Origin of the sequence: Allobranchiibius sp. GilTou73 (genome assembly GCF_021391335.1) — a bacterium.
Lineage (GTDB): Bacteria > Actinomycetota > Actinomycetes > Actinomycetales > Dermatophilaceae > Allobranchiibius > Allobranchiibius huperziae.
On record NZ_CP090051.1, the window covers coordinates 1,930,112 to 1,950,421 of the forward strand.

The following is a 20,310-nucleotide window of genomic DNA, read 5'->3' on the forward strand; positions in this document are numbered from 1 at the left end:
CCAGGTCTGTCGCAACTCGCCGAGATGTCGATTCCGGAGGGTTGCAGGCGTCTGCGACCGTCCCGAACCGACATCTCGGTGCGGGGCTCCGCGCAGAGCTCCGATCGCACTACGAGACGATGACGGGGATGGCTCAGACGACGGCTCCCGCACCCGCCGGTTACCGGCGTGGGGATGCGGGCTACCGGCGGATCACGCTGTCGCTCTTCGCTGCCGGCATGACGACCTTCGTGGCGATGTACGCCGCGCAAGCGGTCCTGCCCGCACTTTCCGACGCCTTCGACGTCTCGCCCGCCGGTTCGGCCCTCGCGGTGTCGGCGACCACCGGCATGCTCGCGCTGGCCATCATCCCGGCGAGCGCGCTGTCGGAGCGGTTCGGGCGCACCCGGGTGATGGTGACCTCCGCGCTGCTGACGGCTGCGGTCGGCATCGTGTTGCCGTGGGTGGGATCGTTCGGGCTGCTGGTGGCACTGCGCGGGGTGCAGGGGATCGCGCTGGCCGGGGTGCCGGCCACGGCGATGGCCTATCTCGCCGAAGAGGTGCACGCGCAGGACCTCGGCGCGGCCATGGGTCGCTACATCGCGGGGACGACGGTCGGCGGGCTCGCCGGGCGGGTGGTCGCCTCCCTCACACTCGACCTGTCCACGTGGCGGTGGGCCCTGGAGGTCGCGGCCCTCGTCAGCCTCGCGTTCACCCTCGTCTTCGTTCGCTTCGCGCCGCCGTCGGTCTACTTCCGTCCGCAACCCATCGGCGTACGCCGCACCGCGCGGGCCGTCGCCGGGCACCTGCGCAATCCCCGGCTGCTGGCACTCTTCGGCACCGCGTTCCTGCTGATGGGCGGCTTCGTCTCGATCTACAACCTGCTCGGATACCGATTGCTGGCAAAGCCGTTCAGCCTGTCGCAGACCGTTGTGGGCCTCGTCTTCCTGATGTACCTGTCCGGCACTGTGTCGTCGGCAGCGGCCGGCCGGCTGTCCGACAGGTTCGGGCGGGCGGCGGTGCTGCTCGCCTCCGAGGTCGTCGCACTCATCGGCCTCCTCCTCACCTGGGTCACGGCACTGCCCCTCGTCCTGATCGGGGTGCTGCTCTTCACGGCCGGGTTCTTCGCGGCGCATGCGGTCGCAAGCGGCTGGGTCAGTCGCATCGCGCACGACCACCGCGCAGAGGCCAGCTCGCTCTACCTCTTCGCCTACTACGCCGGAAGTTCGGTACTCGGTGCGGCTGCGGGACTTGCCTACTCGGCGTACGGCTGGTCAGGAGCCGTGGCCTACGTCGGCGTCATCTTCCTGCTGGCGCTGACGGTGGTCGGTTGGCTGCGCCACGGCGTACGTGAGCCCGCGTGAGTTTCGGACATGAACACCGGGGCATATCCACCCCGGTGTGCATGTCCAAAACCGCGTCGTACCGCGTCACGTCGGCGCGACGAGGCGCCCGTCGACGACCCGGCTGCCGCCCTGTTTGACCCGCCGCAGGTACGGCAGTAGATCCAACTGCAGTACTCCGGGTAGTGCGCCCACCTGTTCGGTGACGTAGGTGAAGAGGTCGTCCTGGCTACGACAGGTGACGGTCGCCATCACGTTGGCTGACCCCGTCGTGGCGGTCACGAACCCCGTCGGCCGATGCCCCGCGAGGGTCTCGCAGACGTCGACGACGCGGCCGGGACTGACGGTGAGGCACATCATCGCGCAGGCGTGATAGCCGAAGGTCTCGGGAAGATGGTCGGTGAGCACGTAGAGCGCGCCTCCGAGCAATGCATCCAGCCGGCCCGCTACACGAGACACCGGCCAGTCCAGCCCGCGAGCGAGGTCGGCGGCGGTGGCACGTCCGTCGCGGGCGAGGGCGGCGACCAACGGGGCGTCGGCATCGGTGATGGGCTCGGTCCCGGCGTGCCGTCGGTGACGCGCAGCCGCGCGCAGTTCGGCGGCCTGCAGCGTCGTGAGCGCGGTGTCGAACATCGTCCATTCGTCGACCGCGCCGGCGAACGCGCGGAGCATTGCCTGCGCCGAGAAGTTGAGCACTGCACCGGTGTGCGGAAGTCGGCGCAGCACGCCTTCGCCACTCGAGCCCACCGGACCGCTCGTGGCGCAGACGACCTCGCTGCCGCCCGAGGTCAGAGCGATCCACCCGGTGTCGTCGCGGTTGGCCAGCGCATCCGCCAGCGCCTCGGCGGAGTCGGGGCGGCTCTGGATCCGCACCGTCCACGCCTGACGCGTTGCCGTGAAACCGGAGCGCACCGCGTGCACCCGGATCTGCCCGGCATCGCGCATCGCCCGGTACCGACGCGAGACGGTCTGCTCCGAGACGCCGACCACCTCGCCGATGCGGCGCAGGGGCATCCGCCCGTCGATGATCAGGCACTGGAGGATCTGTAGCTCGATCGAGCCCATCCTGGAAGCTTACGAGCTCCGTGGGTCGCCGGAGAGAGTTTTCGTGGCGACGAGGCCGACTTGCTGGAGCTGAATTCGCGCTGGAAGCACCGTGGGAAGCGGCCCGTCCTTCGTCCATCAAGGAGTTTCCCATGCGCAAGTGGCTCCCACTGCTCGCCATCTGTCTGGGCAGCTTCATGCTGCTCATCGATGTCACGATCGTGAACGTCGCACTACCGGCGATGGCCACCGATCTGTCCAGTTCGTTCGCCGCGCTGCAATGGGTCATCGACGCGTACGCGCTCGTTCTGGCGGCATTGCTGCTCGGCTTCGGCTCGCTGGCAGACGCGCTCGGCCACCGCAGGACGTACGTCCTCGGGCTCGTCGTCTTCTCGGTGGCGTCCTGCGTGTGCGGAGCGGCTGTCAATCCGGCGATGTTGATCGCCGCCAGGGCACTGCAGGGCGGCGGTGGTGCAGCGATGTTCGCGACCACCTTCGGCCTGCTGAGCTCTGCCTATACCGGTCGCGATCGCGGCACGGCGTTCGGGGTCTGGGGCGCGGTGAGCGGCGCGGCATCTGCGGTCGGCCCGGTGCTGGGAGGCGTGCTGACGCAGACGATCTCCTGGCGCTGGATCTTCCTGGTCAATGCTCCGATCGGGGTGGCGACGGTGCTGATGACGCTGGCGGTCATCACGGCGCCGAAGGCGGGTGGGCACCGCCGCATCGACGTCGCGGGCACGCTCGTCTTCGCGGTGGCGGCCGGCATGCTCACCTTCGCGATCACCCGCGCGGGCGACGACGGTTGGGCATCCCCCGTCGTCCTCGGATGCCTCGTCGTGGCCGTCCTCGCCTTTGTCGCGTTCCTCATCGTCGAATCGCGGGTGGCCGCGCCGATGATCACCCTGTCGCTCTTCGGCCGGCGCGTGTTCGGCGGCACGGTGGGGGCCGCCTTCGCGCTGTCATTCGCCGGGTTCGGCGCCCTCACCTACGCGGTCATCTGGGCGCAGACGATGCTCGGCCTCTCACCCATCCAGGCCGGCCTGGTCTGCCTGCCACTACCCGTCTTCTCCGCAACGCTCTCGCCCCTGTCCGGTCGGTTCATGCAGCAGGTGCCGCGTGGCCTCGCGATCGGCGGCGGGCTCGGGCTCATCGGTGCCGGCGGTCTGCTCAGCGCGGTGCTCATCTCGATCGACGCGAACTGGCCCTCGCTGCTTCCCGGCCTCGCCCTGATCGGGATCGGGTGCGGGGTGTCGGTGCCGGTCATGGCCGCCGCCGCGACGTCGGACGTCGGCGACGACCGAGCAGGCGTCGCGTCGGGGGCGATCAACACTGCGCGTCAGCTCGGTCAGGCTCTGGGCATCGCGGTGCTCGGCAACCTCGCAGCCGCGGCAGCCACCTCAACTCTGCGCGGCGACGGCGTAACGGACCCGGCCCGCACCGCGAGCCGGGTGATCGGGGGCGGCGCCGGGGCGGTGCTCAGCCGGCACGCGGATCTTGCGCGAGCGCTGCAGGAGGCGTTCGCTGCAGGTCTCACGCTGGCATATGTCGTGTCAGGGGCCGTCGCGCTCGTGGCAGCCGTGGGCGCCGGGTGGCTGGTGCGCACCCGACGTCCGGCGCACGTGCCCGACGAGTCGACCTTTGCCCGCTCCTGAATCGCGCAGACATTCGGACATGCGCACCGGGGCAGATATGCCCCGGTGCGCATGTCCAAAAACGAGTTGGGGTCAGGTGTGCTTGCCGGGGGGCGTGGGCACGAAGAAGCTGGTGCGCTCCTGGTAGTCGCGGTAGCCCTCGCGCTGCGCCATCGACTTCTCCAGGCGTCGCGCGCCCGTGGCGACGACGAGGAAGAACACCATGGCGACCGGTGAGAGCACCGTGAGCACCCCTGGCCACACCGACGCGGAGACGAGGTAGGCGCCCACCCAGACGCAGGCGTCACCGAAGTAGTTCGGATGCCGCGTCCAGCCCCACAGGCCGCGGTCCATGATCGTGCCCTTGTTCGCAGGGTCCGCCTTGAACGTGCTCATCTGCGCGTCGCCGATGGCCTCGAAGGCGATGCCGAACACCGTCACCAGGGCTCCGACGACCGCGATGACCCACCAGATGCCGCGCGGATCGTGGGTGGCCCCGGCGACCTGCACCGGCAGCGAGATGAACCACTGCGCGATCCACTGGGTCACGAAGATGCGCCCGATGATGGCCCCGGTGCCCTTGCCCTCGAGCAACTCGGCGTAGCGAGGATCCTCCTCGCCGCCGCGGCTTCGCTTCCAGATGTGGTACGACAGCCGCGCACCCCAGCCGATCACCAGCACGGCCAGTGTGATCCGTCGAGCGACGCCGCCCGTGCCCAGCGCCAGCGCCACGAGCGCGACGAGGGCGAGCCCCGATCCCCAGATGACGTCGACGACGTTGTAGCGGCCCTTGGCGCGGCCGACGAAGAACGTCACGGCCTGCAGGACCGCCAGCAGCAGGAGGCTGACGCCGGAGACGAGCAGGAAATCAGCCACGCGGGTCGCTCCAGCTCGCCGGACGTACGGCGGGCAGTGCGCTCATGCCGGACCTGCGGCGTACGGCGGTGATCTGATCGACGCCCATCCGCCCCTCCTGGAACGCCAGCAGCCCGCCCGCAAGGTAGAGCTCCCAGACCCGCACGACCTCGTCGCCGACGAGCTTGACGAGCTGGTCCTTGGCGGCGTCGAACCGACGCTGCCAGGCGCGCACCGTCCACACGTAGTGCTCGCGCATGGCATGCACGTCGCGCACCTCTAGGCCGGCCCGCTCGAGGAAGGCGACCGTCTGACCCACCGGGCGCATCGTCATGTCGGGCGCGATGAACGCCTCGATGAACGGCCCGCCGCCGGGGTGCTCGTCGTGTCGGGACATCTGCTGGATCACCACGTGTGCATCGTCGGAGGCGCACCGCGCGAGCGTGTCCGCGTACGCCGCGTAGTTGCGTTCGCCGACATGTTCGCCCATCTCCAGCGAAGCCACCGCGTCGAACGGCTCGTCGGCGATCTCCCGGTAGTCCTGCAGACGGATCTCCACCAGGTCGCCCAGGCCCCGCTCGGCGACGCGTGCGTCGATGAACGCCTTCTGCTCCTTGGAGATCGTCACGCCGGTGACCTGCGCGCCGTACGCCGCGGCGGCATGCAGCGAGAGCGAGCCCCACCCGCAGCCGATGTCGAGGAATCGCATGCCGCGACGGGCATCGAGCCCCGCCTTGCGGCACACCAGGTCCAGCTTGTCGCGCTGAGCATCCTCGAGCGAATAGTCCTGCGATTCCTCGCCGTTCAGGTCAGCGCCGGTGACATAGGCGCTGGAGTACGCCATGTGGTCATCGAGGATGAGGGAGTAGAAGTCGTTGGACAGGTCGTAGTGGTTGTGGATGACGTCGCGGTCCCGGCTGACGGAGTGCAACCGTCCACGGACGGCGATCTGCGTCTTCGGCGCAGGCAGGGGCCGACCCAGCACACCGAACTCGCGTGCCAGTCGGGTCGCATCGGCGAGCATCCGCGCGGAGGGACGCTTGGCGGTGACCCCGCGGGCTGCGAGCGTCGCCCGCACCCGGGAGAGGCCCTCGACCAGGTCGCCCTCGACATCGAGCTCCCCGGTGACGTACGCCTGTGCCGCGCCGAGTTCGCCCGGATGCCAGAGCAGTCGGCGAATCGCGCGGGGGCTGGCCAACGTCACGTGGGGCGCGTCCAGGGGGCCGGAGGCACTGCCGTCCCACGCGGTCAACCGCACGGGAAGCTCGCCCCCGGACAGCGGTGCGACCAGGGCGGCGATACGGCCCGCGACGTCCGAGTTCATGCTGCTGCGCCCTTGGTGAAGGTCAGCTGATGCACGTCGAGGTAGTCCGCGCGGAACCCGCCCTCGCTGTAGCGCAGGTAGAACCGCCACATCCGGCGGAAGGTCTCGTCGAAACCCAGCTGTTCGAGACGCTCGTGGGAGGCGTCGAAGGTCTCTGCCCAGATCCGCAGCGTCTCGGCGTAGCTCTGACCCATCGGAAGGTCATCACCCAGCGAAAGCCCTTGTCGCGCTGCGGTATCGCGCAGCATCTCGACCGATGCCAGCGCGCCGCCCGGGAAGATGTACTTGTGGATCCAGGTGTAGGTGTTCCTGGTCTCGAGCACCCGATGGTGCGGCATGGTGATGGCCTGGATGACCGCCGTCCCCTCGGGTGCGAGCACCTGCGCGATCTTGGCGAAGTAGGTGTCGAGGTACTCCAGACCCACCGCTTCGATCATCTCCACCGAGAGCACCGCGTCGTACTGGCCGAGGGTGTCGCGGTAGTCCCGCAGCGCCAGGTCGACGCGCGCCCCGAAGCCCGCGTTGTCGATCTTCCCCTGCGCCCAGGCGAGCTGCTCGCTGGACAGCGTGACGGAGTCGACATGAGCCCCGCGTGCTGCGGCCCGCAGGGCGAGTTCGCCCCAACCCGTACCGATCTCGAGCACCCGGCTGCCTTCGCCGACGCCGGCCTGGTCGAGCATCCGGTCGATCTTGCGGTGCTGCGCCAGCTCGAGCGAGTCGGCGTCGACCGGTCCTTCGATGAGCGCGGCGGAGTACGTCATCGACGGGTCGAGGAACGTCGCGAACATGTCGTTCGAGAGGTCGTAGTGCCGCTCGACGTTGCTGCGCGAGTTCGCCGTCGACGGCTTGTCGGAGAGAGGCTTGCGCGTTAGGTACGCCGATCGCATCCGCTTCAACGACGTCGGCACCAGGTGGTCGATGCCGCCGGCGAACGCCGCGATGAGCCCGGCGAGATCCTCGCTGTCCCACTCACGGGCCAGATACGACTCGCCGAACCCGATCAGGCCGCCAGCGCCGATCCGGCGCATCAAGGCGCGCGGGTTGTGCACGTGCATGGTCGGCGCCGCGGGATCGTCGGCGCACCCGCCGAGGGTGGTCCCATCCGGCATGACCACGCGGATCGCCAGTCGCGCGACCGCCCGACGGAACAGGCCGCGCGTGACGCTCTCGGCCGCACTTGCCTTGAAACTGCGGGGGATTCGCACGACATCAGGCCACCGGATCGGATCGATCCCCGTGGTCGAGGGGTCGGACAGGGCGGTCATACTGCCTCCTGGGGCGCGTGCTGTGGTCGTGGTTGGATCGGGAGCCGCCGCGACCACAATCGCACTCCGTGCAGGTGGATCAGCGTGGTGACGAGGTATGAGGCTAGAGGAGTGGCGACGGCAGCTTTCAGCGTCTCGCCGCGACCGCGAATTCGACGGCCGGTCCAGGTGGTCGCGAAGGGCCGTTCCCCGGTGCGGCGCAAGGTGATCGCGACGGCGAAATCATCGTCCGGCTCGGGCAGGGACATCGTGTATTCACCGTCGGTGTCATTGAACGGGGACACGTAGAACTCCTTGCCCACCCGAGCGCGGCCGCTCTCATCGGGACGCACCAGGTAGGCGTGTCGCTCGCCGTAGGTGTTGTGCACCTCGGCGATGACGCAGGCGAGCGCGCCGCGCCGATCCCGGCACCAGTAGACGCTGACGGGGTTGAAGACGTATCCGAGGGAGCGAGCTCCCGTGAGGACGCGCACCGTGCCGCCGTCGAGATCGATTCCATGCGTTGCGGCGTACGTCGTCACATTGTCTCGCCATGAACAGCTCGGGTCACCGAGATGGTCCGAGGCCTTGAAGCGGGTGAACGCGCTGGCCCACCAAGGGAGTTCGGCCGGACGTTCGGAGCTGCCGAGCTTGTCGAGGTCGACAAGATAGCTGATGCCGGGATAACTGAATCCATGCTTGATCGGGGAGGTGCGCTGGTGGCGTACCCGTGTCAGATAGGCGGTGGCCGTCGGGTGCGGGCTCACTCCCACGTCCCACCGAGGCGCGTCGCCGCTTGCAGTCCGGAGAGCGCCCCGTCCTCGTGGAAGCCCGACCCGTGGTAGGCGCCGGCGAAGGCGACCCGGTCGTCGGAGAGCGAGGGCAACTCGCGCTGCGCACGCAGCGAACCCAGCGTGTAGAGCGGGTGCTCGTAGGTCATCTGCGCGATCACCGTGCGCTTGTCCACACGGTGCTCGCCGCCCAGCGTGACGAGCATCCGAGTGCCGTCCGGGCTGGGCAGCCGCATCAGTCGGGTGAGGTCGTAGGTGACGACGACCCCGTCCTCGTCCTCGGGCGACAGGTAGTTCCACGAGCCCCAAGCGCGCGGGTTGCTCGGCAGGACGGACGAATCGGTGTGCAGCTGGGCGGTATTGACCGAATAGGGCATCGCGCTGAACACGCGCTCCTCGGCGGCCGTGGGCTGCGCCAGCATCGCGAGCGCCTGGTGGGGATGTGTTGCGATCACCACTCCGTCGTATACCTCCCGACTGCCGGCGAAATCGCCGACCTCCACGCCATCGGCAAGCTTGCGCACCGATGCGACGGGGGTGTTGAGCAGGGTGCGGTGCAGACCTGCGACGACGCGCTCGACGTAGACACGCGACCCGCCGGTCACCGTGCGCCAGGTCGGCGATCCGCTGACGGTGAGCATGCCGTGGTGGTCCAGGAACTGCAGCAGGGATCGCGCGGGGTAGTGCAGTGCCATGTCGGGCGGGCACGACCAGACCGCAGCGATCACCGGGCGGATGAAGTTCTCGGTGAAGTCGCGACCGTAGGTCGTCTCACCGAGCCAGTCCTGCATGGTCACATCATCCTGCTCCGGACCGTCGAGCAGGGCACGAGCGCGGCGGTGGAAGCGTTTGACGTCGATCAGCATGCGGCAGAAACCGGGACGGGTCGTCGTGTGGGCGTCCGCCAGGATGCCGCTCAGGCCCTTGCCCCCGGCGTACTGGAAGCCGGTCTGCGGCACGTAGACCGACATGCTCATGTCGGTCGGCTGAGTGGGCACGTCGAGCTCGCGGAAGAGTCGCTGCAGTGTGGGGTAGGTGCGGTCGTTGTGCACGATGAACCCGCTGTCGACGGCGATGGTGCTGCCGTCGGGGAGCGGCACGTCGTGGGTATGTGCGTGACCACCGGGTCGCTCGTCGGCCTCGTACAGGCTCACGTCGCCACTCTTGCTAAGGACGTGCGCGGCCGTCAGTCCGGCCACACCGCTGCCGATCACGGCGTACCTGCGCGGTGACATGGATGCTCCTCGGTGGTGGACGTCTTGAACTACGTGTGATTCGAGACGACCCAGATCACGGATGGGTACGCGTCGCGGTGAGGCGTACGCCACACCGCGCGCCGGCGTCGTCCCCGGACCGAGCAGCGGAGCGTGACGATGTCCATTCGCCGCGGCCCGGGGACCGCATCGACGGCATTGGATACTTCCCTCATGGATGTGGGCGGTCGGGCGACCGTCGTCGCGGTGGTCGGGCCGACGGCGACCGGGAAGTCCCACCTCGGGCTGGACCTGGCAGAGGCGCTCGACGGCGAGATCGTCAATGCCGACGCCTCGCAGCTCTACCGCGGCATGGACATCGGCACGGCCAAGCTGCCGGTCGCCGAACGACGCGGCATCCCCCACCATCTGCTGGACGTGCTGGACGTCCGCGAGGAGTCCACACTCGCGGCGTACCAGGAACGCGTCACCGTCGCCATCGACGACGTGTGCGCGCGGGGGCGTACGCCGATCCTGGTCGGCGGCAGTGGCCTCTACGCGCGGGCGGCTCTGGACGTACTGGAGATACCGCCGACCGACCCCGGTGCGCGAGCCGCGTGGGAGCAGCGCCTGGAGACCGAGGGCCCCGATGCGCTCCACGCACAGCTGCGCGAGCAGGACCCCGCGGCGGCGCGTGCCATCGGACCGGCCAACGGACGCCGTCTCGTCCGGGCCCTGGAGGTCATCGAGCTGACCGGTCGCCCGTTCAGCGCGAGCATGCCCACGCGCACCTACCGCCGCCCGGCCGTGCAGGTGGGGCTGCGAGCGGACCGACCACTCCTGCACGAGCGCATCGCTCGTCGTGCAAGTGAGATGTGGGAAGACGGGTTGCTCGACGAGGTGCGCCGACTGGATGGTCAAGGGCTGCGCGACGGACGGACGGCCAGCCGGGCGATCGGGTACGCGCAGGCACTGGGGCAGCTCGACGGTGATCTGACCCGGGATCAGGCGATCGACGAGACTGCCCTCGCCACAAGGCGATTCGCACGCCGACAGGTCGCATGGTTCAAGGCCGATCCCAGGATCACCTGGCTCGATCACGACGACCCGGATCTCACCGATCGCGCATTGGCGCTGATCTGTGCGGCGCGTCCGTGACAATGGCACGCATGCCCACCGTCGACTTCGTCAAAGGCCACGGCACGATGAACGACTTCGTGCTGGTGGCCGACCTCGACGGTGCGCTGTCGCTGACCGCCGCCGACGTCGGCTTCCTCGCCGATCGGCACGCGGGGATCGGCGGGGACGGCGTGATCCGGGTGACCCGCACCGAGTCGGTCGCCGATGCTCCCGCGGACATCGACCCGCAGCTGTGGTTCATGGACTACTACAACGCCGACGGATCGGCCGCCGAGATGTGCGGCAACGGCACGCGGGTCTTCGCCCGCTACCTCGTGGAGCACGGACTGGCGAGCGGTCCGTCGTTCGAGATCGGCACCCGTGCGGGCGTCAAGCGCATCGACCTGGTGGGCGACGGCTACAGCACGGACCTCGGGCCGTGGAGGTTGTCGCGGGCGGACGAGGCCGCCGAGCGGGGGATGGACGCGGTCGTCCAGGTCGTCGGCGCGCCCGACGCGCTGCCCGCGCTCAGCCTCGATCTCGGCAACCCGCACACCGTCGTCGCGCTGCCGCCGTCGATGGATCTCGGCACCCTGGACCTGCAACGGGCACCGCACGTCGACCCGCGACCGTTCGACGGCACGAACGTGGAGTTCGTCCGCGCGCACGGGCCCGGGCACATCAGCATGCGGGTCTTCGAACGCGGGGTGGGGGAGACGCTCAGCTGCGGCACCGGAGCGGCGGCCGCCGCTCTGGCGACCTGGTGGTGGAGCGGACAGTCGCCAGACCAGCTCCAGTGGATGGTCGACGTGCCCGGTGGGCGCCTCGGCGTCCTGATCGACGGCGACCGGGTCTCGTTGTCCGGTCCCGCCGCGCTGGTCGCCGACGGCCGGGTCAGCCTGCCCGGCTGACCTGCAGGATGCGGTAGCCCTTCTCGCTCGTGTGCCGGGTGGTCACGAGCCCCTGCGCGGCGAACTCCTCGCTCGACCACCGGTGCAGGGAGTCCGAGCCGAGGTTGCGCTGGACCACGAGATAGGCCTCGCCCGACGCGCTCAGCCGCGGCAACCAGGTGCGGAGCAGGTCGTGCAACGCCGGCTTGCCGACCCGGATGGGCGGGTTGGACCAGATCAGGTCGAAGCGGACGTCGGCGGGTACGCCGTCGGGGAGCTTCGCGCGTACGCCGTCGGCCCCGACCGCCGAGGCGTTTCGACGGGTCAGGTCGAGCGCGCGTTCGTTGACGTCGACGGCGTAGACGCTCGCCTGCGGCGAGCGCAGGGCCATAGTCAGCGCGACGGGTCCCCAGCCGCACCCGAGATCGAGGAACGTGCCGGTGGTCGGCGGCTGCGGAGCGTGCCGCAGCAGCACCGATGTGCCCTGGTCGATGCGGTCGGGGGAGAAGACGCCGCGGGCGACCTGCACGGCGTACGTCGTCCCGGCCAGCGGGATGTTGATCGTGCGACGGTCCGCGTCGCTCGCGGGCTGCGCGGTGAAGTAGTGCTGATGTTCCTCGGAGTCCGCCACGCGAGCACGCTACCCACCTCCCGGCGCGCGGGTCGTGCGCCGTCCACTCGCACAACCTGCGTTTCGGGCTGAGCGGGCAGAAACGCGAGCGGGCGTACGGGCTGGGCGGCGCGTTTGGGGCTGAGCGGGCCGAAGCGTGGCCCGCGTCAGGCCACTGAGCTTGCGGACGGCTGATGGAAATAGGTGCACCAGGCGGTGGACAGGCGAGGTACCCGCATTCCCTGCGTGCGCATCGCCGTCGTCACCCGCGTGAGTACCCGATCGGGATGTGAGTACAGGTCGTCCGCGGTGATGACGACGAACCTCCACCCCTGCCCCTCCAACTCCTCCCGGCGGAGAAGGTCACGCTGCCACTGGTCCTGCCGGTCGATATGGTGGCGGCCGTCGTACTCGGTGGCGATTCTCGCCCTCTCGTACGCGAGATCGAGCTTGCGCTGAATCTCACCGTCTGCCCCTCGGATCGCAGTGTTCACCGCGGGCTCGGGGAGGCCGGCGAGGACGAGCAACAGCCTCAACCTCGTCTCGTTTGGCGAATCCACTCTCCCGCGCACCCACGTCGCGGCTCGGCGAACAGTGACAGAACCCCTGCCCGATGCGACCGACGCGGCCGCGGAGAGTCGATCGATCGTGGTTCGTCGCTTCCTGATCAGCGAGTCGCCGAGGACCACCAGATCCACCAGTTCGAGATACGCGCCAAGATCCACGAATGTCTGCTCGGGTGTCGTTGTCGGTACACCCGATCGCTGCATGACCCGCGGGCTCACGTCGTAGCGATGCGTCCGGATCCCGCGGCGTTTGGTGCGAACGTCAGTGGTCACGGCGAGGTGCACATCCGACGCTCGCGGAACTATGCCGCCCCACAGCTGAGCGGCCGAGTGGTGGCTGGCCGCGAGGGCTTCGGGCGCGCAGAAGAGCGCCGCCTGAACGAGAAGTGTCTGCGTTACGGGGGTGCTTGCCGGCACGTAGCAGTCGAAGAACACCCTGGTGTACTGCGTGCTGAGCAGCTCCTTCATCGGCAGACCACGTGTGCGCGCGGTCCGGCGATCGATGAACACGCGGGCGTTGTCGAAGGCGGCCATCCGGACAGCATCGAGGACTCCGAGAGGCTGCCCACGGTTATCCACAACCCACGGGGACTCGGTGGCGCGTTTGGGGCTGAGCGGGCTGAAACGAGAGCGGGCGTAGGGGTGGGTGGCGCGTTTGGGGCTGAGCGGGCTGAAACGAGAGCGGGCGTAGGGGTGGGTGGCGCGTTTGGGGCTGAGCGGGCCGAAACAAGAGCGGGCGTAGGGACGGGGGGTAGGGGCGGCGTACCGGCATAAACGGTTCGCAGATGCTGTTGACGTCTGGGAACCTGAGGAGAACATGACTGCACACGACGACTTCTTCGACACCCGCGCCACGGCTCTCGCCAAGGACGACGGCGAACCCGTGCTGGAGCGCTACGACGCCGACGGCTTCGTGCTCGATCCCGGCACCGACGGCGACCAGTTCGAGCGCGAGAACAGGGCTGCGCTACGCCGCGTCGAGGGCCTCTCGACCGAGCTCACCGATGTCACCGAGGTCGAGTACCGGCAGCTGCGGCTCGAGCGCGTCGTGCTGGCCGGTGTCTGGCACGACGGCACGATCCAGGATGCCGAGAACTCCCTGCGCGAGCTGTCCGCCCTCGCCGAGACCGCCGGTTCGACGGTGCTCGCGGGCGTCCTGCAGCGCCGCAGCAAGCCCGACGCGAGCACCTGGATGGGCGCCGGCAAGGCGAAGGAACTGCGCGACGTCGTGATCGCCGAAGGGGCCGACACCGTCGTCGCCGACGGCGAACTGGCACCTGGCCAGCGCCGCGGCCTGGAGGACGTCGTCAAGGTCAAGGTCATCGACCGCACCGCCCTGATCCTGGACATCTTCGCCCAGCACGCGAAGTCCAAGGAGGGCAAGGCGCAGGTCGAGCTGGCCCAGCTGCAGTACCTGCTCCCGCGGCTGCGCGGCTGGGGTGAGTCGATGTCCCGGCAGGCCGGCGGCCAGGCCGCCGCGGGTCAGGGCATGGGCTCGCGCGGACCCGGTGAGACCAAGATCGAGCTCGACCGGCGCCGCATCAACACCCGCATCGCCAAGCTCAAGCGCGAGCTGACCGGCATGAAGACCATGCGCGACACCAAGCGGTCCTCGCGGCGCAACCACCACGTGCCGTCCGTCGCCATCGCGGGCTACACCAACGCCGGCAAGTCCTCGATCCTCAACCGGCTCACCGGGGCCGGCGTGCTGGTGCAGAACCAGCTCTTCGCAACCCTGGACCCGACCGTACGACGCGCCGAGACCGCCGACGGGCGTCTCTACACGCTCGCCGACACGGTGGGTTTCGTGAGCAACCTGCCGCACCAGTTGATCGAGGCGTTCCGCTCGACGCTGGAGGAGGTCGGCGACTCCGACCTGCTGCTGCACGTGGTCGACGGGTCGCACCCCGACCCCGAGGGCCAGATCAGCGCCGTACGCGAGGTGCTGGCCGAGGTGGGCGCGCACGACGTCCGCGAGGTCATCGTCATCAACAAGGCCGACGTCGCCGATCCCGAGGTGATCGACCGGATCCGCCGCTCGGAGAAGCACAGCATCACCGTGTCCGCCCGGACCGGCGCCGGTTTCGCCGAGCTCAAGGCGCTCATCGACGACGAGCTGCCCCGTCCGGAGATCCGCGTCGACGTGGTGCTGCCCTACGACCGGGGCGATCTGCTGAGCCGGATCCACGACGAGGGTGAGGTGCTGGAGACCGAGCACCTGGCCGACGGCACGCACGTGCATGCGAAGGTGACGCCCGCCCTGGACGGCGAGCTCACCGCGTTCGCCCGCTGATCCACACCGTCTGACGTGGTCGGGCCCCCGCACCCGCGGGGGTCTGGCACAGTCGGACGGGTGAGCGCCGAACACGATCGCCTGGCCGCCTCGCACGACGACCTGGCGCCGTGGCGGCTCTGGGGTCCGTACGTCAGCGGCCGGCAGTGGGGCACCGTCCGCGAGGACTACTCCGCCGACGGGAACGCCTGGGACTACCTGCCGTTCGACGACGCCCACCGCCGCGCGTACCGATGGGGCGAGGACGGGCTGGCGGGTCTGTGTGACCGGTTCGGCTTCTTCAACCTGGGCCTCGCCCTGTGGAACGGCCAGGACGACCGCCTCAAGGAACGGCTCTTCGGCCTCACCAACGGCCAGGGCAACCACGGCGAGGACGTCAAGGAGATCTGGTGGCCCACCGACGCCACCCCCACCCACGCGTACGCCAGTTGGCTCTACCGCTATCCGCAGCGGGCCTTCCCGTACGCCGAACTGCTCCGTGAGGCGGCCGTGCGAGGTCGCGCCGACCCCGAGTTCGAGCTGACCGACACCGGCATCCTGGCCGACGACCACTTCTTCGACGTCGAGGTCGTGCACGCGAAGGCCACCCCGACCGACATCGTCGTCCGGGTCACCGCCACCAATCGCGGCCCGCATCCCGCACCTCTCGATGTGGTCCTGCAGGGCTGGTTCCGCAACACCTGGGCGTGGGGTCGCGACGACCGCCGACCGACGATGCAGCGGGCTCAGCAGGCCCAGGGTTCGGGCGCGGCCGTGGAGTTCCACCACGCGTGGCTCGGCGACTACCGGATCGTGCCGGAGGGTAGCCCGCGAATTCTGTTCTGCGACAACGAGACGGACGACCTCGCGCTCTACGGCACACCCAGCGCCACCGACTGCCCCACGAGCGGCCTCGACCAGGCCGTCGTCCACGGCAACCTCGCCTGCACGCGCCCCGACCAGGGCACCAAGGTGGGCTTCTGGTGGCACCACGACGTTCTGGCGCCGGGTGCCTCCGTCACGGTCGGCCTGCGGCTGACCGCGGCCGCCACCGCGGAGCAACCCGCGCAGGAGGGGAGCGGTGCGGGGGCCGACCTGCGCGCCACGGCAGGGGTCGCGCACGCCCCGGTGGCAGCGCCGGACGACACCCCGAGCGACCGTGTCGTCGAGGTCCGCGCGCAGGAGGCCGATGCGTTCTACGCCGAGGTGCTCGCGGACGTCCACGAGGATGAGGACCGGGACATCGCGCGGCGCGCGTTCGCGGGTCTGCTGTGGGGACGACAGCTCTACCGCTACAGCATCGGCGAGTGGCTGGAGGGCGATCCCGCCCAACCGGTGCCGCCGGCCGCTCGCCGTACCGGGCGCAACAGCAGGTGGACCCACCTCGACATCGCCGACGTCATCTCGATGCCGGACGAGTGGGAGTACCCGTGGTTCGCCTCGTGGGATCTGGCGTTCCACACACTGCCGCTGGCCGATATCGACCCGTGGTTCGCCAAGCAGCAGATCGAGCTCATGGTGCGCGAGTGGGTGCAACACCCGAACGGCCAACTTCCCGCGTACGAATGGGATTTCGGCGACGTCAACCCCCGGTGCTCGCATGGGCGACGCGGATGGTGCACCGCATCGACGGTGGCACGGACACCGGTTTCCTGGTGCGCGTCTTCAGCAAGCTGTTGCTCAACTTCTCGTGGTGGGTCAACCGCAAGGACGCCGACGGCTCCTACCTCTTCGAGGGCGGCTTCCTCGGGATGGACAACATTGGGCTCTTCGACCGCTCGGCCCCGCTGCCCGGCGGGGTGCGACTGGAGCAGTCCGACGCCACGAGCTGGATGGCGTTCTACGCGCTGTCCATGCTGCAGATCGCCGTCGAACTCGCGCGCGACGCGCCGGGCTGGGACGACGTGGCGCGCACCTTCTTCGAGTACTTCCTGCGGCTCGCGGGGGCGATGGACGACTTCGGCTCCGCGGGCGTCTCGCTCTGGTCGGAGCAGGACGGCTTCTACTACGACACCCTCGTGCACCCGGACGGCACGAGTGAGCAGCTGCCCGTGCGGTCGCTCGTCGGTCTGCTGCCGCTCATCGCCGTGCACTCGGTGCATCCCGTGGTCCTGGATGAGATCGGTGAGCTCATCGACGAGGTCGAGTGGACCCAGCGCCGCGACACCGCGCTCGCGGATGCGCTGGTGCACCACCAGTCGCACGACGACGACCGGGTGACGATCGCCCTGGTGCCGGCGGAGCGTCGTACGGCGTTGTACCGCAGGCTCTTCGACGAATCGGAGTTCCTCTCACCCCACGGCGTCCGGTCCTTGTCCGCGGCGTACCGCGACGGGTTCGCGGTCGACGTGGACGGCGCGCGTACGTCGATCCGCTACGTGCCCGCGGAGTCCGACAGCGGACTGTTCGGCGGCAACTCCAACTGGCGCGGCCCGGTCTGGATGCCGGTGAACGTGCTGCTGCTCGATGCGCTGCGCAGCTACGCGGCGGCCGAACCGGACCTGCAGGTGGAGCACCCCACGAGCACCGGCGCGGGTACGACGCTCGGTGCCGTCGCCGACGACCTGCGCGAACGGCTCATCGGCCTCTTCCGGGCAGGACCCGGTGGTCGTCGTCCGGGCACCCCGCGGTGGTATCCGGACGGTCCGCTCTGGGACCGGCAGGTCACCTTCAGCGAATACTTCGACGGCGACACCGGCGCCGGTCTGGGCGCGACCCATCAGACCGGGTGGACCGCCCTGGTCGCCCACCTCATCTGCCATCCGGGCGGGTTGCGCGACTGACACCGGCCTCGGCGCGTCCACAGGGGCGCGGCGGGGCCCTCCCGCACGTCATACCCTGGCCTGATGCCCGACGACTTGGACGCACTGCTCGCGGCGGCCGTCCAGGGGGTGGGCGGGACCCCCCGGGAGGGGCAGACCCGGATGGCGCACGCCGTGCAGGACGCGCTCCGCGACAAGTCACACCTGCTCGCGCAGGCCGGCACGGGCACCGGCAAGTCGCTGGCCTACCTGGTGCCGGCGATCGCGCACGCGGTGGAGAGCGGCAAACCCGCGATCATCGCCACCGCGACCCTGGCTCTGCAGGCACAGATCGTCGACCGCGACCTGCCCCGGATCGCGGACGCGCTGGCACCGGTGATCGGCCGGCGCCCGACGTACGGCCTGGTCAAGGGCCGCCGCAACTACGTGTGCGTGAACAAGCTGCAGGGCGGATACCCCGACGACGAGGACGAGGGGCTGCTCTCGGTCGGCGATGTGGACCAGCAGGCCGGGCGGCTCGGCCGCGAGGTGCTGCGGCTGCGGGAGTGGGCCGAGGAGACCGAGTCCGGTGACCGCGACGACCTGGTGCCCGGCGTCAGCGAACGCGCCTGGCGGCAGGTCTCGGTGTCCGCGCTGGAGTGCCTGGGCTCCAAGTGCCCGATGGTCGCCGAGTGCTTCGTGGAGCAGGCGCGGGCGCACGCCAAGGACTGCGACGTCGTCGTCACCAACCACAGCTTCATGGCGATCGACGCGTTCGAGGGGCGCCGGATGCTGCCCGAACACGACCTGCTGGTCATCGACGAGGGTCACGAACTGGTCGACCGGGTCACCTCGACCGTCACCGACGAGCTGTCCGGGGGTATGGCGTCGGCGGCCGCCCGGCGGTGCGGGCGCCTCGCCGACACGGCCGCGCTCACCGACGCCGGCGAGTTCGTCCAGGGGATCCTGGACCGACTGGCGCCCGGCCGGCTCACGGGTATCCCCGACGATCTGGCGCTGGGCCTCGGGCGGGTGCGCGACACCGCGCGCGAGGTGGCGAGCCAGCTCAAGCCCGAGCAGGGTGCGGCACCCGACGGTGGGCGCCAGATGGCCCAGGCCGCGGTCGACGAGCTGTTCGACACGGCCGCGCGGGTGCTGGAGGAGCGCGAGCTGGACGTCGCGTGGATCTCCGAGGACCTGCGGCGCGGGCACCTGCTGCGGGTGGCGCCGATGAGCGTCGCGATGGCGCTGCGGGAGGCGGTCTTCGGCGAGCGCACCGTCGTCCTCACCTCCGCGACCCTGGAGCTGGGCGGCAGCTTCGACGCGGTCGCCGGCACCCTCGGGCTGCGTGGTGCGGGAGGACCCTCCTGGACCGGCCTCGACGTGGGCTCACCGTTCGACTACCCGACGCAGGCGATCGCGTACGTCGCCTCGCAGCTGCCCCCGCCCGGCCGGGACGGTCCCGCCGACGCGGTCTTCGACGAGATCGAGACGCTGATCCGAGCCGCGGGCGGTCGCACCCTGGGTCTGTTCTCCTCGACCCGGGCCGCGAAGGCGGCCGCGGAGGCGATGCGCACCCGGCTCGGTGACGAGATCCCGGTGCTGTGCCAAGGCGATGACCAGATCGCAACCCTGGTGCGGCAGTTCGCGGCCGACGGGCCGACCTGCCTCTTCGGCACCATAAGCCTGTGGCAGGGCGTCGACGTCCCGGGCAGTGCCTGCCAGCTGGTGATCATCGACCGCATCCCCTTCCCGCGGCCGGACGACCCGCTGTCGTCCGCGCGCACGGAGGCCATCGCCCGGCGCGGCGGCAACGGGTTCATGGCCGTCTCCGCCACGCACGCCGCGCTACGCCTGGCCCAGGGTGCCGGTCGGCTCATCCGGCGGGCCGACGACCGCGGTGTCGTCGCCTTCCTGGACCCGCGGATGGTCACGGCCCGGTACGCCGGCTTCCTGCAGTCCACGCTGCCGCCGTTCTGGCCGACCAGCGACCGGGCACTGGTGCTCAACGCCCTCCGACGGCTCGACGAGACCGCGGGGCCGGTGATCGCTGTGGCCGCGCGGGGCGGCGCTGAGAAAGTGCCTCCGGTCGCGGTGGTGCGCGACGACGACACCTCGGCGCACCCGGGACCGTCCGTCGCCGGACCGGTCGAACATCCCGCCCCGGACCACCTCGTCGCCTCGAACGAGCCGGTCGCCCCGGACCCGCAGCCCGCGTCCGCCGAGCCCGAGCCCGCCCCGCCGGCGCGGCCGAGCGGGCAGCAGCAACAGCTTCTCGACCAGTTGCGTGCGCAGGTCGCCCAGGTGGAGGAGCAGCCTCTCGCGCAGCCGTCGATCATGCCGCTCGGTGCCAAGCGGCCGAAGACACCGGACACCCCGCCGAGCGCACCTCCGGCCGTGCCGGACGGAGCGCAGGAGCCCGCCGACGTCACGGAGGCGCCGGAGCCCGGTGACGTCCCAGGCCCTGCGGAGCCGCGCGCGCTGCGCGTCGTCACCGACGGCGGTGAGCGGGTCTGGAGCGCCGAGGACGACGAGGAGCTGCGGGACGGCGCCGAGATGGGGTTGAACGTCACCGAGCTCGCCGAGCACCTGGACCTGCCGACCGAGGAGCTGCGCGCGCGGGCCGGTGCGCTCGGCGTACGTCTGGACGAGTGAGAGGACGGCGCCCACAGATGGGCGGTCTGACCCTGGCCGGCGCGCTGATGGTG

The 20,310-nt window shown here is 70.1% G+C and carries 15 protein-coding genes; 7 read left to right on the top strand and 8 right to left on the bottom strand.

Annotated elements, in window-relative coordinates:
• Positions 1-128: 128 nt before the first annotated feature.
• Positions 129-1,343, top strand: a complete 1,215-nt coding sequence (locus tag LVQ62_RS09675; protein WP_255696552.1) for an MFS transporter — start codon at positions 129-131, stop codon at positions 1,341-1,343.
• A gap of 66 nt (positions 1,344-1,409) precedes the next feature.
• Here LVQ62_RS09675 and LVQ62_RS09680 read toward each other — a convergent pair whose 3' ends face one another.
• The gene (locus LVQ62_RS09680; protein ID WP_233761190.1) at positions 1,410-2,387 is read right to left on the bottom strand and encodes an Lrp/AsnC family transcriptional regulator; all 978 of its coding nucleotides are present in this window, start codon (positions 2,385-2,387) and stop codon (positions 1,410-1,412) included.
• Positions 2,388-2,518: 131 nt separating this feature from the next.
• Here LVQ62_RS09680 and LVQ62_RS09685 point away from each other — a divergent pair, with 131 nt between their 5' ends.
• Positions 2,519-4,018, top strand: coding sequence for a DHA2 family efflux MFS transporter permease subunit (locus LVQ62_RS09685; protein ID WP_233761192.1), 1,500 nt, complete (start codon positions 2,519-2,521; stop codon positions 4,016-4,018).
• Between the two features lie 72 nt (positions 4,019-4,090).
• Here the strand turns inward: LVQ62_RS09685 and LVQ62_RS09690 are convergent, their stop codons facing one another.
• From LVQ62_RS09690 to LVQ62_RS09710, 5 genes are read right to left on the bottom strand one after another with little or no spacing between them, the layout of a single operon-like run.
• The gene (locus LVQ62_RS09690; RefSeq protein ID WP_233761194.1) at positions 4,091-4,873 is read right to left on the bottom strand and encodes a DUF1295 domain-containing protein; all 783 of its coding nucleotides are present in this window, start codon (positions 4,871-4,873) and stop codon (positions 4,091-4,093) included.
• Positions 4,866-6,176, bottom strand: coding sequence for a cyclopropane-fatty-acyl-phospholipid synthase family protein (locus LVQ62_RS09695; RefSeq protein ID WP_233761196.1), 1,311 nt, complete (start codon positions 6,174-6,176; stop codon positions 4,866-4,868). The genes LVQ62_RS09690 and LVQ62_RS09695 overlap by 8 nt, the downstream gene beginning before the upstream one ends.
• Positions 6,173-7,441, bottom strand: coding sequence for a cyclopropane-fatty-acyl-phospholipid synthase family protein (locus LVQ62_RS09700; protein WP_233761198.1), 1,269 nt, complete (start codon positions 7,439-7,441; stop codon positions 6,173-6,175). The genes LVQ62_RS09695 and LVQ62_RS09700 overlap by 4 nt, the downstream gene beginning before the upstream one ends.
• Positions 7,438-8,187 carry a DUF1365 domain-containing protein gene (locus LVQ62_RS09705; RefSeq protein ID WP_233761200.1) on the bottom strand — a complete coding sequence of 250 codons (750 nt, stop codon included), beginning with the start codon at positions 8,185-8,187 and terminating at the stop codon, positions 7,438-7,440. The genes LVQ62_RS09700 and LVQ62_RS09705 overlap by 4 nt, the downstream gene beginning before the upstream one ends.
• Complete coding sequence (locus LVQ62_RS09710) at positions 8,184-9,446, bottom strand: NAD(P)/FAD-dependent oxidoreductase (protein ID WP_233761202.1); 1,263 nt, start codon at positions 9,444-9,446, stop codon at positions 8,184-8,186. The genes LVQ62_RS09705 and LVQ62_RS09710 overlap by 4 nt, the downstream gene beginning before the upstream one ends.
• A gap of 192 nt (positions 9,447-9,638) precedes the next feature.
• Here LVQ62_RS09710 and miaA point away from each other — a divergent pair, with 192 nt between their 5' ends.
• Together miaA and dapF are read left to right on the top strand one after the other, a co-directional pair.
• Complete coding sequence (gene miaA / locus LVQ62_RS09715; RefSeq protein WP_233761204.1) at positions 9,639-10,562, top strand: tRNA (adenosine(37)-N6)-dimethylallyltransferase MiaA; 924 nt, start codon at positions 9,639-9,641, stop codon at positions 10,560-10,562.
• Between the two features lie 11 nt (positions 10,563-10,573).
• Positions 10,574-11,434 (top strand): diaminopimelate epimerase, encoded by an 861-nt coding sequence (dapF, locus tag LVQ62_RS09720; RefSeq protein ID WP_233761206.1) that lies wholly within the window; start codon positions 10,574-10,576, stop codon positions 11,432-11,434.
• Here dapF and LVQ62_RS09725 read toward each other — a convergent pair.
• On the bottom strand, positions 11,418-12,044 hold the full coding sequence (locus LVQ62_RS09725) for a class I SAM-dependent methyltransferase (protein WP_233761207.1): 627 nt from the start codon (positions 12,042-12,044) through the stop codon (positions 11,418-11,420). The two genes, dapF and LVQ62_RS09725, sit on opposite strands and share 17 nt — an antisense overlap.
• A 146-nt stretch (positions 12,045-12,190) precedes the next feature.
• On the bottom strand, positions 12,191-13,123 hold the full coding sequence (locus LVQ62_RS09730; protein ID WP_233761208.1) for an endonuclease domain-containing protein: 933 nt from the start codon (positions 13,121-13,123) through the stop codon (positions 12,191-12,193).
• Positions 13,124-13,406: 283 nt separating this feature from the next.
• Between LVQ62_RS09730 and hflX the strand changes: the two genes are divergently transcribed.
• From hflX to LVQ62_RS09745, 3 genes are all read left to right on the top strand, one after another.
• Entirely contained in the window at positions 13,407-14,882 is a 1,476-nt protein-coding gene (gene hflX / locus LVQ62_RS09735) for a GTPase HflX (protein WP_179481664.1), read from the top strand.
• Between the two features lie 1,592 nt (positions 14,883-16,474).
• A complete protein-coding gene (locus LVQ62_RS09740) occupies positions 16,475-17,644 on the top strand; it encodes a hypothetical protein (RefSeq protein WP_233761209.1) in 1,170 nt (389 codons plus the stop codon).
• Positions 17,645-17,707: 63 nt separating this feature from the next.
• Positions 17,708-20,257 (top strand): ATP-dependent DNA helicase, encoded by a 2,550-nt coding sequence (locus LVQ62_RS09745; protein WP_233761210.1) that lies wholly within the window; start codon positions 17,708-17,710, stop codon positions 20,255-20,257.
• Positions 20,258-20,310 lie beyond the last annotated feature (53 nt).

What these genes read in the sequence shown, in the direction of transcription:
- LVQ62_RS09675 (WP_255696552.1), top strand. Translation starts at nt 129, where the DNA reads ATGGCTCAGACGACGGCTCCCGCACCCGCCGGTTACCGGCGTGGGGAT.
- LVQ62_RS09680 (WP_233761190.1), bottom strand. Translation starts at nt 2,387, where the DNA reads ATGGGCTCGATCGAGCTACAGATCCTCCAGTGCCTGATCATCGACGGG.
- LVQ62_RS09685 (WP_233761192.1), top strand. Translation starts at nt 2,519, where the DNA reads ATGCGCAAGTGGCTCCCACTGCTCGCCATCTGTCTGGGCAGCTTCATG.
- LVQ62_RS09695 (WP_233761196.1), bottom strand. Translation starts at nt 6,176, where the DNA reads ATGAACTCGGACGTCGCGGGCCGTATCGCCGCCCTGGTCGCACCGCTG.
- LVQ62_RS09700 (WP_233761198.1), bottom strand. Translation starts at nt 7,441, where the DNA reads ATGACCGCCCTGTCCGACCCCTCGACCACGGGGATCGATCCGATCCGG.
- LVQ62_RS09710 (WP_233761202.1), bottom strand. Translation starts at nt 9,446, where the DNA reads ATGTCACCGCGCAGGTACGCCGTGATCGGCAGCGGTGTGGCCGGACTG.
- miaA (WP_233761204.1), top strand. Translation starts at nt 9,639, where the DNA reads ATGGATGTGGGCGGTCGGGCGACCGTCGTCGCGGTGGTCGGGCCGACG.
- dapF (WP_233761206.1), top strand. Translation starts at nt 10,574, where the DNA reads ATGCCCACCGTCGACTTCGTCAAAGGCCACGGCACGATGAACGACTTC.
- LVQ62_RS09730 (WP_233761208.1), bottom strand. Translation starts at nt 13,123, where the DNA reads ATGGCCGCCTTCGACAACGCCCGCGTGTTCATCGATCGCCGGACCGCG.
- hflX (WP_179481664.1), top strand. Translation starts at nt 13,407, where the DNA reads ATGACTGCACACGACGACTTCTTCGACACCCGCGCCACGGCTCTCGCC.
- LVQ62_RS09740 (WP_233761209.1), top strand. Translation starts at nt 16,475, where the DNA reads ATGGTGCACCGCATCGACGGTGGCACGGACACCGGTTTCCTGGTGCGC.
- LVQ62_RS09745 (WP_233761210.1), top strand. Translation starts at nt 17,708, where the DNA reads ATGCCCGACGACTTGGACGCACTGCTCGCGGCGGCCGTCCAGGGGGTG.